The sequence below is a fragment of the Bartonella sp. B30(2025) genome (genome assembly GCF_053793825.1).
In genome coordinates, this window is sequence record NZ_CP200034.1 from 1,182,659 (window position 1) to 1,199,490 (window position 16,832).

The following is a 16,832-nucleotide window of genomic DNA, read 5'->3' on the forward strand; positions in this document are numbered from 1 at the left end:
TTTTAATTAACATGTGCGTTCTGCGTTGCTTGCTAAAATATCTTACATACTTAAAAGTAAAATAAATGATTCGTTTTTATATAAGGGACTGATATAAGAACATAATCACTCAAAGGATATAATCACTATGAACCAAGAAATGAAGGTTCTGCCACACACCTTGGAGCAACTAGAAAAAGCACTCAGAACTTTGGAGATCACCATTATAAACCGCAATGCTGTTATTGATAAACATAATGAATGGGAAGAAGAGATTCAACGAATGAATGCTGATCGTAGCCGTCTTGCTCAAGCGCTTGACAAGGCAGAAGCCCATGTAGAACGGTTAGAGGCAGTTAACAAAGAAGTTTCCAAGCGGCTCATTAAAGCGATGGAAACGATTCGTGTCGTAATTGATAGATAAGGATTTGAGCACATGGAAACTGTTTCCGTCACCATTGATGGTAAAGTTTATCGTATAGCCTGTAATAAAGGGCAAGAGCATCATCTTACCAGACTGGCAGCACGATTGGATCAATATATCACACATCTGAAAAAAAACTTTGGTGAAATTGGTGACAATCGTTTGTCCATCATGGCCGGTATTATGATTATTGATGAATTAGAGGAAATAAAACGAGAAAATAGAAAACTACAAGAAGATTATGATACTCTTTTACGGCAGCACAATGAGAGAGATCGTACCATGAATAAAATTATAAAAGATACGACTGAGCGAATTGAAAAGCTCACTGCTCAATTGCTTAAGGATAATCAAAATAATAATACAGATTTCCAAGATAATAAAACGATATAAGACATATCATGATCGTAAACGAACTATGAAAGATAAATACAATTGTGAAAATATCATACAAACGCAATAATAATAGTAAATATACTGAAATCTTTTTTTAAAAGTGCAAAAATTTACATTAAACGCTTTTTTTTCCGTCTTGAGAAACAGAAGCAATGCGCAATAAGTTTGTAGCTCCTGGCGTTCCCAGAGGAATGCCTGCCGTCACAATAAATTTATCTCCTCCACGACAAAACCCTTCTTGAAAAACAATTGCCGCTGCACGATCAACCATATCTTCTAAATCACGTGCATCTTCTGTAACCACACAATAAAGCCCCCAAACCAACGCCAATCGCCGCGCAGTTTCCACAATGGGTGAAAGAGCAATAATTGGTCTGTTTGGGCGCTCACGCGATGCGCGCACACCCGTTCTTCCTGAAGCTGTATAAGCAACGATGACCGCTACTTGAAGCGTTTCAGCAATTTGGCGAGCAGCAAGAGAAATCGCATCTGTTCCTGTTGATTCTGGAACGGGGTGCTGTGCACCAATTAACGCAGCATAGGTTGGATCTTGTTCAATGCTCCGCGTGATTCTGTCCATCATTAATACTGCTTCTTCAGGATAAAGCCCAGAGGCAGATTCAGCCGACAACATCACCGCATCACTTCCTGCATAAACAGCTGTTGCTACATCAGAAACTTCTGCCCGTGTTGGAACAGATGATGTGATCATTGATTCAAGCATTTGTGTCGCCACCACAACAGGTTTTCCTGCTAGACGACATGCTTTTATGAGCTCCATCTGAATAGCAGGAACTTTCTCTAATGGCATTTCCACACCGAGATCTCCTCGTGCGATCATGATACCATCACAAATATCAATAATCTCTTCTATATGCTCCAAAGCTTGTGGTTTTTCAATTTTAGCCATTAAAGCTACTTTACTTTTCGTCAACTGACGCACCATCTTAATATCTTCTGGACGCTGAATAAAAGAAAGTGCAACCCAATCAACGGGCTGTTCTAAAACAACCTGTAAATCTTTTTGGTCTTTTGGTGTTATCGGACCAAAAGGCAAAACCGTATCAGGAAAGCTCACCCCTTTTCGGTCAGAAATATAGGTACCAGCGACCACACGACACTGAATATGATGGCTATCACACACTTCAACACGCAGTTCCAACTTCCCATCATTAATCAACAACCGATCTCCCGGTTTAACAGCTGTAAAAATCTCCTTGTGCGGAAAAAAAACACGCTGCGCATCACCAAGTACATCACGATCATCTAAAGTAAAAATTTGCCCAACCACTAAATCTTCTTGCCCTTTGGCAAAGGAGCCAACCCGCAATTTTGGTCCCTGTAGATCTACTAGAATACCAATTGGTCGACGAACAATTTTTTCAACATCGCGTATTCGTTTCACCAAATCACACACTGTCTCATGGTCCAGATGGCTCATATTAAGACGAAAAACATCTGCTCCCGCCATAAAAAGCTTTTCAATCATCGAAGTTGAAAAAGAAGAAGGACCAAGAGTAGCAATAATTTTTACTTTTCTCGCATATTTCACGGTGAAGAAACTCCTGGGAAAGGGGAAGAAGATAAAACCGAATCATTGAACAAAGATTTATCCGTTAATTGCACCACCCAACTTGTCTGATTTCCTGTATCAATTTCTTTAAAACCAGCTTTTTGGAAACCTCTGGCAAAGCAATCATGAACTCCTTGAATCATAAATTGACTATCTTGCACACACATAGTGATAGGGCCTAACCAGTTGCCTTTTTTCTGGGCTCCTTCCGCATAAAAATAATAAAATCGAGAAGAAAGAGCCCCCTCAATTAAGGTTTTACATCCTGCATCAGGAATGACCCACCATCCCTCACTCACCCAGCCTGCAAATGTACGATAACCAATGGCAACTCCAACAGGTTGCTGCGTAGTATTACAAACCCGAAAATCTGCTTTTGCAAAACCAACGGATAAAATAAAAAAAAGAGTACTCAAAAGAAAAACTCTCCATTTCTTCTGCAGCACCCATTCTTGTTTTTTAGCAACCACAAAACCACCTTTATGACGTAAACTACAAAAACAAAACATATATCTCTTTCTTTTTCTTTTTTTAAAGATCTTTGTGCACATGCAGATGTATTTTCATCTTTTTTGCCTCTTTTCACCCTTTTATCAATTTATATAGCTCTAGACTTTTACAAAAGATCTTTTACTTCTCCAGTAAATTTTTCAAAATAACACAATAAAAATAGTAAATTTAATAAAGAATTACTAAATAGAAAAAATGTAGATATAGATGAAAAAAATAGGATAGTTCCATTGATAAAATAAAATCTATACATAAAAACCTTAAATCTGAATTTCGTAGAGAAGATCAGAGGAATAAGAGTGTTTTGTCAATGATGAACTCTTTACCCACAAAGAAGATGCCAAGGTTATCTTGCATATAACTTAACTAAAAAATTAACCTCTTTTAATTTAGAACGCTGCTGTTTGCTTGTATCAAAATATATGCAACAGCGAACAAGTCTTTTATAAAAAATTGTGTTATTATGAAATTTTCATTTTATCTCTTTACAATACACTATAAACTTACCCTTCAGATAAAGGAGTAATAAAATCGAGAAAAGTTCAATATACGTCGACAATCTTCATAAAAGATCTCATCAGTATTAAACGCAATTGTAAAAATTCTTTTATTTATCAATATGATAAAAAATTCTTAAAACATGATTCTTCATACTTGTTTTAGAAAATAAATCTATACTCTTTAAATATAAATGCATTTGAACAAATATGGATTACCAAAATGCACTATTGATGATTTCAACGAAGTAAAATAAACGATCATTAAGATGGTTATTTTCTTTTGTTATAAGAGTTGCCGATGGCTGTATTATCGGCTTCGTTTAGGAAAATCAGTTAGAAAAATATCTTGTATCATTGTCACTTTGATTATAAAGACTCGTGAGAATTTTACTGTTTGTCTAAGAATAAATTTATAAAAAATTATACAGCTTGATTTATTTTATGTTTTTCAAACATTCAAAACATGAGTGTATTGTGAAAAAACAGCCTTAAACATACAATCTGGAGAGAGATACAATGGACACAGTGACTGATCAAACACACGCTATATCTGCAAATCAACTGCGTGCTTTTATTGAACGTATTGAGCGATTAGAAGAAGAGAAAAAAACCATCTCTGATGATATTAGAGAAGTTTATGCGGAACTTAAAGGATCTGGTTTTGATAGTAAAGCTGTTCGAAACATTGTACGGTTGCGCAAAAAAGAAGACCATGAGCGGCTTGAAGAAGAAGCCATTATTCAACTTTATAAAAATGCACTTGGGATGAGTTAGCAGCGCTATTTTCCTTTTCTATTTCTTCACGCAAAAGTTCAAGCTCCAACCATTCTTCTTCTTTTTGCGTGCAAGAGCTTTTCTTTTCATTCAGCGCTGTTGATAAACGTTCAAAACGATCTTTATTACACGTATACAGCGCTGGATCAGAAAGCTCTTGTTCAATTTCTTTAATTTCCTCTTGCAAAACCGCAATTTGTTCAGGCAATTTTTCTAATGCATAGACCTGTTTGTAGGATAATTTGCGCTGTGTTTTTCTTTCTGCTGGAATAGAAGTTTGCTTTGTATGCTCCCGCGCACGAAAGTTTGGTAGCTCTTTACGCTGTAATAATGCCGCTTGTTTGTCCTGTGCTATCATATCGCTATAGCCACCAGCATACAAAACCCATAACCCATCACCTTGAGGTGCCAACATATGTGTTACTGTTCGATCTAAAAAATCTCTATCATGGCTTACCAACAATACTGTACCGGCAAAATCAGCAATAAATTCCTGCAACAAATCTAATGTTTCCATATCTAAGTCATTAGTTGGCTCATCTAAAACCAAAAAATTTGCTGCCCGTGAAAGGAGCTTAGCAAGCATTAAACGCGCTCTTTCTCCACCTGATAATTCTTTCAGCGGTGTACGCGCTTGTTCCGGTAAAAACAAAAAATCCTTCAGATAAGAAACGACATGTCGCTCTTTGTCATTAATGAGAAGCGTATCACCTCTTCCACCTGTTAAATACTGTGCTACAGTTTCTTCTTCATTTAAAATACGCTGTTGATCAAGTAATGCTACGGAAAGATTATGTCCGTGTTTGATTGTTCCACTATCGACTGATTCTTGTCCAATGAGAACAGACAACAATGTTGTCTTTCCTATTCCATTGGGACCGACCAAACCAATCTTATCTCCACGCTGAATCCGTAAAGATAAATCTTTTACAATAATGTGATCACCATAAGATTTTGAAATTCTTTTCGTCTCAATGACCAATTGACCAGAATCATGACTTTTAGAAGCTGCAAAGACCGCACTTCCCAAGGGTCCGTTATAAGTTTGATGCACTTGTCGCAGTTCTTTTAATGCACTCAAACGTCGCACATTACGTTTACGCCGCGCGGTTACCCCATAGCGCAACCATTGTTCTTCACGCACAATCTGCCGACTTAATTTATGTTGCTGTAACGCTTCTTCTTCTAACGCCTTATCTCGCCAACTCTCAAATTCAGAAAAACGTTTTTCCAATCTTTTTGTTGTGCCCCGATCAAGCCATATTGTTGAACGCGTAACATTTTCTAAAAAACGCCGATCATGCGAAATCACAACAATAGCTGAACGCAAAGAATGCAAAACACCTTCCAACCATTCAATCGTTGGCAAATCAAGATGATTGGTTGGTTCATCTAAGAGAAGAATATCTGGTTTTACAGCGATTGCTCGTAATAGCGAAACGCGCCGCTTTTCGCCACCAGAAAGCGTTGCTAATTTTTCTGTTCCTGAAAACCCAAGATTTTTGAGCAGTATATTGACCCACTGCACATCAGGGGCATAATCTAAACCAGCTTGCACATAGGTATGGATATCTTCATTTTCTGAAAAATCAGGATTTTGCGAGACATAGCGCACCGTAACCCGAGGGTGGCGAAAAATTTGCCCCCCACTTGGTTCTATTATTCCAGCCGCAATTTTTAGCAGCGTTGATTTTCCACATCCATTGCGCCCAACCAACGCAATACGAGCCCCTTGCTCTACAGACAAGCAAACCTGATTAAGCAAAGGGGTCATTCCAAAGCTTAAAAAAATATCATCAAGCCGGAGTAAAGGTACCGTTCTCAACGGTTACGACATGGTGCCTGATATACGACACCCCCTTTACCTTGATAAGTACACAATTGAGGCGTTTGAGGCACTTGCTTACAAGGTGCTTGATAGACATATCCCTGTTTCGTACGATAAGTGCATAGTGTTGGTTGCTGAACAGCGTGATGATGCATCATAATAGCATTTTTCTGTTCTCTTCTTTGCTTTGCAGCAATACCTGTTACTGTACCTGCCACAGCCCCAACTGTTGCGCCGGTAAGCGCTGCGCCCGCAGTAGTTCCACCAATTGCTGTCCCTGCTAAAGCGCCTAAAGCAGCGCCCCCAACACCATAACCCGCTACTCTTTCTTCACTCGCAGAGCAAGCCACTAAACTTAATCCCACTGCTGAAACAGCCGTCACTTTTAAAATTGATTTTAGCATATAAAACCCTCTCCTTTAAACATCAAAATATAAAATGTACCACTCAATTTCAGCACTTAATGACCGCTATACCTCTATTTGCTTCGCTCAAACAGATTTTAAGAGCTTTTGGGAATAGGTACAGATGCTAACAATATAGCTTTTCCAAAACCTAAATGACAGGAAAAAGTTCCATAAATACGGTTAGAAAGTGTTAAGGAAGATCCAAAAGGTATATTTTTGTCATAAATTGGCCATTTTACACCTGATAAAGTTAACCCTCGTAGATCAGAAAAGCCAATAATACTAAAAAGACAGTCATCAGGCAAATCGCAAGAAAAAGGCTGTGGTAAAACCGGCCATCCTTCCTCATTGCCACTGGTTAATAATATGGAAATACCCTTTTCTGCCATCATCAGTGCTTGTGTCATATGAGAAAGGCTGTGATCACTCCTCTCACCTCCAAAAGCACCGCATAGAATAAGTTTCTTTGCACCACGTTGTAAAGCTCTTTCACACGCCAGTGCACTATCGGTCATATCTTTATCTGAAGGAAAAATTTCGCGGGGAACATTACTATATGCATATGTTAAAGTTTCATCAAATGAATCAAAATCACCCAACCATAATTCAGGCATCACATCCAGTGCAGCAGCGTGACGCATTCCACCATCAGCTGCAATCACACGGCTATTGCGAATTTGATTGCGTAAGCGATCAGTGACGTAAACATCTCCATTTAACAATATTGTAAATGTTGTCATAACATATTATGCCTTTCGTAATGCTTTCTTCATATTATTTTTTGTAAATAATCGTTATGATTGCCGTCCAAAAGATTTTTTCCTAAGAACTTCTTAAATTATAAATGGGCATGAATTTATTCAAAGCTTCTATCAGAAAACGAGGTGTAAAGTGATCCGAAGCATCAGATTTTTTCAACGAATATTTTTTCTTTGTGCTAAAATCTGTAAAGCACTGTCCATAAGCTTTACGCTTCTTTTTTCTGCCTGCCATGCGCCTTTTCCCCCAAAAAATATGCTTTCTTCTTTAAATGCTCCTGAACAAATCAAAAATGCAAACAGAAACAATGCTTACGCCACATTAAGTGCTACACAACATCCACGTATTTTGCAAATATATGGTGGAGCATATCATAATCCAAAGCTTGAAAATTTGTTGGCAAACATTATGCATAAACTGACTATTGCCTCACAAAATTCTCACCAGACCTATCATATTACAACTTTAGACTCAGAAAGTGTCAACGCATTTGCACTACCAGGCGGTTATATTTATGTAACACGCGGAATGTTGGTATTAGCAAATGATTCTTCAGAAATTGCAGCAGTCTTAGCGCATGAGATAGCTCATATCGTAGCTAATCATGGCATTTTACGTTTACAAAAAAAAGCAGAATTGAGGCTTGCAAACCTTAATTCCAAAAATGTGTTATCACATTCTGAAACACAAGGCCAAAACACGATTAAAAATAAGCAACAATTGGCACAGTTTTCACGCAATCAAGAACTGCAAGCTGATTCAATCGCAATTGAAATGCTTAACCGTGCTGGATATGATCCATTTGCATCACCACGATTTTTACAATCACTGGCAGCTTATAGTACCTTTAGCAATACGCCAGGCACCACAAATACCTCATTAGATTTTCTAGCAACACATCCAACAACCCCTGAACGGATTCGCCTTGCTATGAAAAAAGCGCGTGAAGTCTATACACCTAATACTGGAATTACAGACCGCAACAATTTCTTAAATGCAATCGATGGCATGATTTTTGGTGGTAATTTTCATGCAGGGTATATTCGAGACAATCAATTCATTCATCCACAATTAGGCATAACTTTTTCTATCCCAAATAATTTTGTAATCACCAATTCAACCAGTGCTTTTTTAGCCAGCAACCAAGATAAAGTGGCTATTCGCTTTGATGCAGTCCCACTTCCTCTCAATATATCTGCAAGCGATTATTTAAAAAGCGGATGGATTATAGGGCTAGACGAATCGTCTGTTCACCCAATCATGATCCAAGGTTTATCTGGAGCCCACGCCCGTGCTTTCAATGAACAATGGCAATTTGATGTCGCTGTCATTTTGTTTAACAATCACGCCTTTAGATTCCTTATTGCAGCTCCTCACCATTTTCAAAACCTTGAAACCATTGCTAAAGCAATCACTCAAAGTTTCCATCCCCTCTCATCATTACAATTAAAACAGTTAAAACCTTTAAAAATTCGCGTTGTACGCGTTAAACCAGGGGACAGCATTACAAGCCTTGCGAACAAAATGCACAATACAATCCACAAAGAAAAACTCTTTCGGATTCTTAATGCATTCTCACCAACAACAACTTTACACCCAGGCAAACGCGTTAAAATTATCTCTGAATGAATGCAGAACTTTTAAATTTCCTGCATTCTTAATAATCACTTCATATTGTCTCGACCAAACTCTTGCTCTGATATGAGTGCATTTCTTCCTTATTTGTAATACGCAAATTCCAATTTTGTTTATAGAGAACTTGCTAAAGTGTTTATACCTCATAAGCTTCTACAGGATTAGCGCTCAACAAAGCAGATCGCAATTTTTGCAAAGCACGTGCTTCAATTTGGCGCACCCGTTCTTTCGAGATCCCTAACTTTTCACCCAAAACTTCTAAAGTAGCACTCTCTTCATTTAAACGGCGAAAACGAATAATTTCCAATTCTCGTTCATTCAGAATTTGTAATGCATCATAAAGCCATTGTGTTCGTCTCTGTCCATCAATTGCTTGCTCAATTAAAACATCTGGAAGTGGATTATCATCCACGAGAGCATCCATTTTAGCAGCGGAATTTTCACTCGTATCAGAAATAGAAACACTCAATGAGTTGTCCGCACCAGAAAAACGGAAATCCATCGTTTCAACATCTCGGACTGAAACGCCAAGCTTTTCAGCGATTGTACGAAAAATATCTTGCTTTGTTAAAGCGCTATCATCTTGCACCAATTTAGCTCGCAGCCGACGAAGATTAAAGAAAAGTGCTTTTTGTGAAGAGCTCGTTCCTCCTCGAACAATTGACCAATTTCGCAAAATATAATCCTGAATAGAAGCGCGTATCCACCATGTTGCATAAGTTGAAAAACGAACCTCACGATCAGGCTCAAAACGTGCTGCTGCTTCTAATAGTCCCACATAGCCCTCTTGGACAAGATCTCCCAATGGCATTTTAAAACGTTTAAAACGGTTTGCAATCGCAATTACCAAACGCATATGAGCCGCCGCAATTTGATGCATAGCTTCATCATCATGTTTATCTTTCCACCGCAGAGCTAAATCATGCTCTTTTTGTCGTTCAAGATAAGGCGCTTGCATGGCAGAACGCATCATATTGCGTCCCAAGCTTTTATCCGCATCGCCATAATTTTTGCCGTTCTTATAAACAGCACCTACAAGATTACTCATCAATAACCCCTTGCGATTAAAATTATTAAAATTAACTTGGCAACGACACCACCGTTCCTTTCAAAAAAGAACGTAAAAGTTGTTTATTTTTATATCGCTACTTTAGCGTGTATTTTTATAATCGCAATTGTTTTTTTGTTGTAATCACAAAACTTACTACTTTAAAGTGTAAATTTATTGACGAAAAAGCCGCTATATGCCTGTTTTTTTTTAGAAATTTATGAAAAAAATTTTTCCCTACATCATTGTGACAGAAATGAATAAAATCAGAAGCCCAATAAAATAAGATTTGTTTTGTTTAGTGCTTAACTTAAAAAACTCTTAAATAAAGAGGTATTTTACAACTTTTCGTTTAAAATACAACTCATACGAGCAATATCCACAAATGAAATAAAAAAGAAAAAATCGCAAAATATAAAATAAAAGTGGCAAAAACAAAAAGAAGTATCAAAAAGTAACAAGAATGATTGAAGCAAGCACAACAAACGTGCTAAAGGAGCGACACAATTTATGCAATTGTAAAGGATAAGCTTTTTACTGATACAGCACTGAGAAAGAAATGATCATGGATAGCAAGATTATTCAACACAATGGTATTCTTCAGGATGATGTTCTTATTGAAAAATATGGAAATGGCAGATTCGAAGGTTTTCGTTTTTATGCCAATAAAAGCAGTACTGATCAATCAGTTGATACGCAAAATCTAGCAAATGAAGAAAATCTTGTTGTTGCCTTTGAAAAGCGTGCTATACGCTTTTGTGCTTCTGCTAATGCGGACTTTACCCTCAGTTCTGATGGAATCGTACGCTGGGCTGGTCAACCCGTAAGCAAACTGGTCGCAACAGAAGATTTTTTAAAACCAAAACTTATTCTTTTAGCAGATGCGCAATTAAAAGGAGATGCGCACGAAAACGTAGTAAAACGATTAGAGCGTTTTATCACTTTTCATTTTGAAACAGCTTTAAAGCCGCTGTTTGACTTGCATAATGCCGATGATTTAACAGATGCTACAAGAGATATCGCTTTACAACTGATTAAATCTTTAGGCATTTTACCTCGTCGAGAAGTTGCTGAAACTGTCAAAAATCTTGATCAGGAATCACGTGCAGTGTTACGGCGGTTAGGTGTCCGTTTTGGTGCTTTTCATATTTATATTGCAGCAATGCTTAAACCAGCTCCAATCCAAGCCATCACACTTTTATGGAGTCTTCAAAATGAGAATCATGACCAAACGGGATTGAATGAAATTTTAACAGCTTTGGCTGCGGGACGAACTTCTCTGGTTGTTGATCCCACTTATAATCATCAGTTTTATCAATTAGCTGGTTATCGAATTTTAGGGCGGCGTGCTGTACGAATTGATATTTTAGAACGTCTTGCAAACCTAATCCGTTCTGCACTCAATTGGAAACAGGGCGATGAACCAAAACCTGATGGTGCATATGATGGAAAAAGTTTTTTTTCCACTCCAACCATGATGTCTATTCTTGGAGCCAATGCAACCGATATGGAAGAAATTCTTACAGGACTTGGCTATCAATCGCATCCTTGTAGCAGTGCTGTTTTTGAACAAAATCTTATGCAAAATACAGCTTCTGATTACACAACGAAAACACAAAATATTCCTGCAGCAGAATTTGTTGGTGATCAATGGCAAACCATGGATACATCAAAAACCATTAAAGAAGAAAAAAACGCTTTACCTGCCAATAATGAGGAAAAATCTTGTGCTACACAATGCCTCCCCGCAGCAGAGCCTGTAGGCAATTTAGCAAAACAAAAACGCATTGCCGCAGAAGAGAAAGTTATTTTATTATGGCGTTATAATTATCAATCTCACCACCATTCTCAAAAAAAACGCAGTAAAGAGAAAGCCTGGCAAAACAAAAAAACTTTAAAAAAAGAAAATAAAACAAGTGCAAATCCCCATCAAAAAGAGACATTGCAAGAGAAGCATTCTTACAACGCAAACAAGTCTCGTAATAAACGCCCAAATCATAAATCATTCCAAAAGGAAAAAACCTTCAATCTTGATTCACCTTTTGCAAAATTAATGGCGTTGCGTGATAAACTCACAAATGACAAGGATACAGATAGACTTTCTCACAAAGATCACTAAAGTAGAAATGGAGTTTAATTTTGGCCTATGTAGTAACTGACAATTGCATTCACTGCAAATATACTGATTGTGTCGATGTTTGCCCTGTTGACTGTTTTTACGAAGGTGAAAATATGCTTGTCATTCATCCCGATGAGTGTATCGACTGTGGTGTCTGTGAGCCAGAATGTCCTGCAGAAGCTATTAAGCCTGATACAGAACCAGGACTAGAAAAGTGGCAAGAACTTAATTTACATTATGCAACAAAATGGCCTAATTTAACCGTTCGAAAAGATCCTCTTCCTCAAGCAAAAGAAATGGATGGGGTTCCCAATAAATTCGAAAAATATTTTTCAGAAAATCCAGGAAGTGGCGAATAATCTTGCATAAATATGAACCAAATCGAATTTCTTCAAAAGTTTAAATTCATTCTATGCAAAATTAAAAAATTCCACGCGAAATGATTGATTTTTTTCATTTTTGGTGTTAGTGTCAAGGTGATATAGTTATTCTTCATAAGTGTTTTTTCTTTGCTTTTTAGTTATAGAGCGGGGTGTTCTTTTTACATTTAAAAGTACTTAGCTTTTATGCTCGCTAAATTAATGTAATATGCTTGGTTAAAGAATATTCAAATCAGGCTCTATGCCTGTTTTTTGGCACACTTATTAGTCATAAGGGAGTAGATTAAAATATGGCATCCCAACAGAGCGATTCTTCCAATGCTAAAGGGTTTTCAACATCTGAATATATCGTCTATCCCACCCATGGAGTAGGGCAGATTATAGCGATTGAAGATCAAGAAGTCGCAGGACATAAATTAAAGCTTTTTGTTATTCACTTTGCCAAAGACAAAATGGATGTCAAAGTGCCAATTGCAAAAGCAATTTCTGTTGGAATGCGTAAATTGTCTGCTGTTGATTCTGTTGAACGTGCCTTAAAAATTTTACAAGGGAAAGCAAAAATTAAGCGGACTATGTGGTCACGCCGTGCTCAAGAATATGATGCTAAAATTAATTCTGGAGATCTTATTTGTATCGCTGAAGTCGTGCGTGATCTTTTTCGCTCAGATATACAACCTGAGCAATCTTATTCTGAACGCCAACTCTATACCGCTGCACTGGAACGGATGGCGCGTGAAATCGCTGTGATTAATAGTCTTTCCGAAACAGAGGCTATTAATCTTATAGAGATGCATCTCTCTAACAGAGCAAAGCGTAAATTTAAGACAGGAATTGATAACTCTAATGCAAGCAACAGTACTGTCTACGCTGCATAAATATAATAAACGCAAAAATTATTCAGAAGAATACCAAAATAAGCTGTATACGGGTTGCTTATTACGATTAGCAAATCTTCGCACATAGAGGGAACTTTACAGAAAATCAATAGGATTTTTTGTACAACGGGGTATTAATAGAATTGAACCCATAGCTTCATCTCTTATGATGAAGCTAGTTTTTTTGTTACATGCACGTTAGAATCTTATTAGAAAAAATACTTTAATTATTATACTTAATATTGCATTGATATCAGTAGAAATTGATCAAGTCGCTTTATAAAAAAACGCCCCAAAAGCTAAAAAGCTCTTAGGGTATTTTGAAAATAACAAATAAGCCGACAAGTAAATCTTACACACGACCGGAATTTTTTTTACTTTAACAAAAAATACTTTTAAGAAAGCTACCTTAAAAGTATTTCTTTTTCTGTGCCTGCTAAGGCTATGAGATTAAAGATTAACTAAACAAAGTGTTATCTACCACTTATGAGACAGATTATCTCAATCTTTAGCAGGTAAAACGGAACGTCCACGATACATTCCTGTTTTCAAATCAATGTGATGAGGACGACGCAATTCGCCAGAATTTTTATCTTCAACATAAGTCGGCACCTTAAGGGCATCAGCCGAACGGCGCATACCACGCTTTGATGGAGAGGTTTTTCGTTTAGGTACAGCCATAAAGAGACACTCCAAATCCATTAAAAGAACAGGCAGTATCAAAAATGACACAACCCTTATTAATAACATTAGAAATTTTTGTTTGGTTATACACTGATTAAAGTCGTTTGACTAGACATTCATTTAATTTTTTATTTGGCATTAACAAAACTCCCGCATACAATATTAATAAATACAAAATAAAAACCTTTTTCATAAACAACGATTAAAGTTTGAGCAAAATTGATTTAATAAAATACAGGACAGAAAATCTTTGTGCTTTAAACTTTAAAGTTTCATTTTACTCAATATTTTTGCTAAAATATAAGGAAAGCAAGAATGTATGAATTTACTACCCTTCTTGCAAAACATGGTCATACCATTGAAAAACGGCTTGATGCATTATTAAATCACGAAGTTCAAAATGGTGAAATTTCCCGCCCTGAAACATTAATCAAAGCTATGCGCCATGGTGTATTAAATGGTGGTAAGCGTCTTCGTCCTTTTCTTGTTATTCAAAGTGCCGCTCTTTTTGATATTCCTGCTGAACACTCTCTTGACGTTGCAATAGCCTTAGAATGCGTTCATTGTTATTCACTAATTCATGACGATCTCCCCGCCATGGATAACGATATACTCCGACGCGGACAACCCACTGTCCATGTAGCATTTGATGAAGCTACGGCAATTTTAGCAGGCAGTGCTCTTCTCACTTTTGCTTTTGAAATCATCGCACATAAAGCTCACGCACTTTCCTTTGAAACCAAAATAAACCTTATCACATCTCTTGCACAATCGGCAGGGGTTGGAGGCATGGTAGGAGGGCAATTTCTTGATCTTGAAGCCGAAAAAAAACCACAAAATAGCGAAAGTATTATCTCTCTGCAAAGCATGAAAACAGCTGCTCTTATAAGCTTTGCCTGCAAAGCGGGAGCAATGATTGGAAATGCTTCTGACGCACAAATCCAGGCCCTTGCTGATTTTGGCACATATATTGGTCTTGCTTTTCAATTAGCAGATGACTTACTCGATATTACTTCTAGTACTGAAGTTTTAGGAAAAACTGCTGGAAAAGATGAAGCTGCACAAAAAGCGACCTTTGTTCGCCTTTATGGTGTGCAAGAAACACAGAAAAAACGAGATGAATTCATCGCTAAAGCGGGAGAATTGCTAGAATCTTTTGGTGCTAAAGCAAAGCCACTTCAGCAAGCAGCCCATTTCATCGCAACACGCCAAAATTAATCGCTGATCTACACTTAAAATACCAAGAGACAAGCATTAAGATTCAAGCAAAATTTTTTCTTTGTCTTTTGCCCTATTGCTCTAAACGTCATCCCGATTACAAACTTTAACCTTGCCCAAAGCGTGTATGAATATAGTCACCAAGTATTGCTTCAAATTCCTCAGCAATATGATTACCCCGCAAGGTTTTAACCTTCTTTCCATCAACAAAAACGGGGGCAGCAGGGCTTTCCCCTACCCCAGGTAAAGAGATTCCAATATCTGCATGTTTTGATTCTCCAGGCCCGTTTACAATACATCCCATCACCGCAACTTTTAACCCTTCAACACCAGGATATTTTTCACGCCACACAGGCATATTTTTACATAAATTTTCTTCAATTTTCTGTGCCAATTGCTGAAAAACTGTCGAGGTTGTTCGACCACATCCAGGACAAGCCGCAACAACAGGTAAAAACTGTCGAAACCCCATGACTTGTAAAAGCTCTTGACAAACTTTTACTTCCCGTGTCCGATCTCCGCCAGGCTCAGGCGTTAATGAAATGCGGATTGTATCCCCAATTCCTTGCTGCAATAAAACCCCCAAAGCAACTGAAGATGCTACAACCCCCTTTGTTCCCATCCCGGCTTCTGTTAATCCCAAATGGAGCGCATAATCACAACGCTCCGCTAAAGAGCTGTAAACAGCAATAAGATCTTGTACACCACTCATTTTCGTAGAAAGAATAATTTTATCACGTCCAAGCCCAATCTCTTCAGCCAAACGAGCCGAATGAAGCGCAGATTGAACAACAGTTTCCCGCATGACCTCAGCAACAGGTAATGGATTTTCCTTCCGAGCATTTTCATCCATAAGTCCCGTCAACAGCACATTATCGAGAGAACCCCAATTCACACCAATTCGAATAGCCTTATTATATTGACAAGCAATCTCGATAATTTCTGCAAACTGACGGTCCTTTTTTGCACCAAAACCAACATTTCCAGGATTAATTCGGTATTTTTCCAGTGCTTCAGCACATGCGGGATGATCTGATAAAAGCTTGTGACCAATATAATGAAAATCCCCCACCAATGGCACAGAGATACCTATCCGTTCTAACCTCTCCCGTATTTTAGGTACAGCAACAGCCGCTTCATCCCGATCAACCGTTATCCGGACCAATTGCGAACCTGCCTTCCAAAGAGCAGCAACTTGTGCAACCGTTGCGTCAACATCAGCAGTATCCGTATTCGTCATTGACTGAACAACAATCGGGCTAGACCCACCGACAATTACATCGCCAACTGCAACAGCAACAGACCGGCGACGCTCAAGAGGTTTAGATAAATAAGACACTGTGCCCATCAAATCCTTACATTTGCAAAACCTATATTATATATAGATCACTCTTATTATGAATAACACTTATCAGAGTATAATTTAAAAAAATAGATGAAAGAAATTTACCCCTATTTAGCGAAAACTCTTTCTTTCACTATTCATCTACAGAAGCATAACCAATGCAACTTTTCAATTTTCTATCCGTTATAGAAAATTCCAAGAATAATTCCAAGTACCGTAAGATATTATAAAATATGAAGGAATCAACAAATGTATCCATTTTCATCTTATTTACGAAATGCTAAAATTAAAAGATGCATTGCACAATTTAAAAATAAATTCAAACCCACACATCATTGGTATTCTAATCATAACAACCTCGACATGCAGCTCGAAGCG

The 16,832-nt window shown here is 37.6% G+C and carries 17 protein-coding genes; 8 read left to right on the top strand and 9 right to left on the bottom strand.

Annotation, left to right across the window (positions count from 1 at the left end; genetic code table 11):
• Nucleotides 1-127: 127 nt before the first annotated feature.
• Both V4P55_RS05000 and V4P55_RS05005 read left to right on the top strand, forming a co-directional pair.
• Entirely contained in the window at nt 128-403 is a 276-nt protein-coding gene (locus tag V4P55_RS05000) for a DUF4164 domain-containing protein (RefSeq protein WP_455474002.1), read from the top strand.
• 12 nt (nt 404-415) lie between these two features.
• Entirely contained in the window at nt 416-796 is a 381-nt protein-coding gene (locus V4P55_RS05005) for a cell division protein ZapA (protein WP_455474003.1), read from the top strand.
• Nucleotides 797-914: 118 nt separating this feature from the next.
• On the opposite strand, the gene pyk is transcribed toward V4P55_RS05005, so the two are convergent.
• Both pyk and V4P55_RS05015 read right to left on the bottom strand, forming a co-directional pair.
• Nucleotides 915-2,351 carry a pyruvate kinase gene (pyk, locus tag V4P55_RS05010; protein ID WP_455474004.1) on the bottom strand — a complete coding sequence of 479 codons (1,437 nt, stop codon included), beginning with the start codon at nt 2,349-2,351 and terminating at the stop codon, nt 915-917.
• Complete coding sequence (locus V4P55_RS05015) at nt 2,348-2,881, bottom strand: DUF1036 domain-containing protein (protein ID WP_455474005.1); 534 nt, start codon at nt 2,879-2,881, stop codon at nt 2,348-2,350. Before V4P55_RS05015 ends, pyk begins: the two co-directional genes overlap by 4 nt.
• Before the next feature lie 1,017 nt (nt 2,882-3,898).
• Between V4P55_RS05015 and V4P55_RS05020 the strand changes: the two genes are divergently transcribed.
• The gene (locus tag V4P55_RS05020; RefSeq protein ID WP_455474006.1) at nt 3,899-4,156 is read left to right on the top strand and encodes a DUF2312 domain-containing protein; all 258 of its coding nucleotides are present in this window, start codon (nt 3,899-3,901) and stop codon (nt 4,154-4,156) included.
• Here V4P55_RS05020 and V4P55_RS05025 read toward each other — a convergent pair.
• The 4 genes from V4P55_RS05025 to V4P55_RS05040 all read right to left on the bottom strand — a co-directional run bounded on the left by V4P55_RS05025 (nt 4,119) and on the right by V4P55_RS05040 (nt 7,384).
• Nucleotides 4,119-5,930 (bottom strand): ABC-F family ATP-binding cassette domain-containing protein, encoded by a 1,812-nt coding sequence (locus V4P55_RS05025; RefSeq protein WP_455474007.1) that lies wholly within the window; start codon nt 5,928-5,930, stop codon nt 4,119-4,121. The two genes, V4P55_RS05020 and V4P55_RS05025, sit on opposite strands and share 38 nt — an antisense overlap.
• 47 nt (nt 5,931-5,977) lie before the next feature.
• On the bottom strand, nt 5,978-6,388 hold the full coding sequence (locus V4P55_RS05030) for a hypothetical protein (RefSeq protein ID WP_455474008.1): 411 nt from the start codon (nt 6,386-6,388) through the stop codon (nt 5,978-5,980).
• Between the two features lie 98 nt (nt 6,389-6,486).
• Nucleotides 6,487-7,131 carry a thiamine diphosphokinase gene (locus V4P55_RS05035; protein WP_455474009.1) on the bottom strand — a complete coding sequence of 215 codons (645 nt, stop codon included), beginning with the start codon at nt 7,129-7,131 and terminating at the stop codon, nt 6,487-6,489.
• Nucleotides 7,132-7,213: 82 nt separating this feature from the next.
• On the bottom strand, nt 7,214-7,384 hold the full coding sequence (locus V4P55_RS05040; protein ID WP_455474010.1) for a hypothetical protein: 171 nt from the start codon (nt 7,382-7,384) through the stop codon (nt 7,214-7,216).
• A gap of 21 nt (nt 7,385-7,405) precedes the next feature.
• Between V4P55_RS05040 and V4P55_RS05045 the strand changes: the two genes are divergently transcribed.
• Nucleotides 7,406-8,779 carry a M48 family metalloprotease gene (locus tag V4P55_RS05045; RefSeq protein WP_455474011.1) on the top strand — a complete coding sequence of 458 codons (1,374 nt, stop codon included), beginning with the start codon at nt 7,406-7,408 and terminating at the stop codon, nt 8,777-8,779.
• A 142-nt stretch (nt 8,780-8,921) separates the two neighbouring features.
• Here the strand turns inward: V4P55_RS05045 and V4P55_RS05050 are convergent, their stop codons facing one another.
• Nucleotides 8,922-9,833: an RNA polymerase factor sigma-32 gene (locus V4P55_RS05050; RefSeq protein WP_455474012.1), complete on the bottom strand. Its 912-nt coding sequence runs from the start codon at nt 9,831-9,833 to the stop codon at nt 8,922-8,924.
• Between the two features lie 559 nt (nt 9,834-10,392).
• On the opposite strand from V4P55_RS05050, the gene V4P55_RS05055 reads away from it, so the two are divergent.
• The 3 genes from V4P55_RS05055 to V4P55_RS05065 all read left to right on the top strand — a co-directional run bounded on the left by V4P55_RS05055 (nt 10,393) and on the right by V4P55_RS05065 (nt 13,207).
• On the top strand, nt 10,393-11,952 hold the full coding sequence (locus tag V4P55_RS05055; RefSeq protein WP_455474013.1) for a hypothetical protein: 1,560 nt from the start codon (nt 10,393-10,395) through the stop codon (nt 11,950-11,952).
• A 20-nt stretch (nt 11,953-11,972) separates the two neighbouring features.
• Nucleotides 11,973-12,311, top strand: coding sequence for a ferredoxin FdxA (gene fdxA / locus V4P55_RS05060; protein WP_455474014.1), 339 nt, complete (start codon nt 11,973-11,975; stop codon nt 12,309-12,311).
• A gap of 311 nt (nt 12,312-12,622) precedes the next feature.
• Nucleotides 12,623-13,207: a CarD family transcriptional regulator gene (locus tag V4P55_RS05065; RefSeq protein ID WP_455474015.1), complete on the top strand. Its 585-nt coding sequence runs from the start codon at nt 12,623-12,625 to the stop codon at nt 13,205-13,207.
• A gap of 501 nt (nt 13,208-13,708) precedes the next feature.
• On the opposite strand, the gene rpmF is transcribed toward V4P55_RS05065, so the two are convergent.
• On the bottom strand, nt 13,709-13,888 hold the full coding sequence (rpmF, locus tag V4P55_RS05070; RefSeq protein ID WP_455474016.1) for a 50S ribosomal protein L32: 180 nt from the start codon (nt 13,886-13,888) through the stop codon (nt 13,709-13,711).
• Between the two features lie 318 nt (nt 13,889-14,206).
• Here rpmF and V4P55_RS05075 point away from each other — a divergent pair, with 318 nt between their 5' ends.
• The gene (locus tag V4P55_RS05075) at nt 14,207-15,109 is read left to right on the top strand and encodes a polyprenyl synthetase family protein (protein ID WP_455474017.1); all 903 of its coding nucleotides are present in this window, start codon (nt 14,207-14,209) and stop codon (nt 15,107-15,109) included.
• A 106-nt stretch (nt 15,110-15,215) separates the two neighbouring features.
• Here V4P55_RS05075 and ispG read toward each other — a convergent pair whose 3' ends face one another.
• Complete coding sequence (ispG, locus tag V4P55_RS05080; protein ID WP_455474018.1) at nt 15,216-16,457, bottom strand: flavodoxin-dependent (E)-4-hydroxy-3-methylbut-2-enyl-diphosphate synthase; 1,242 nt, start codon at nt 16,455-16,457, stop codon at nt 15,216-15,218.
• Nucleotides 16,458-16,832 lie beyond the last annotated feature (375 nt).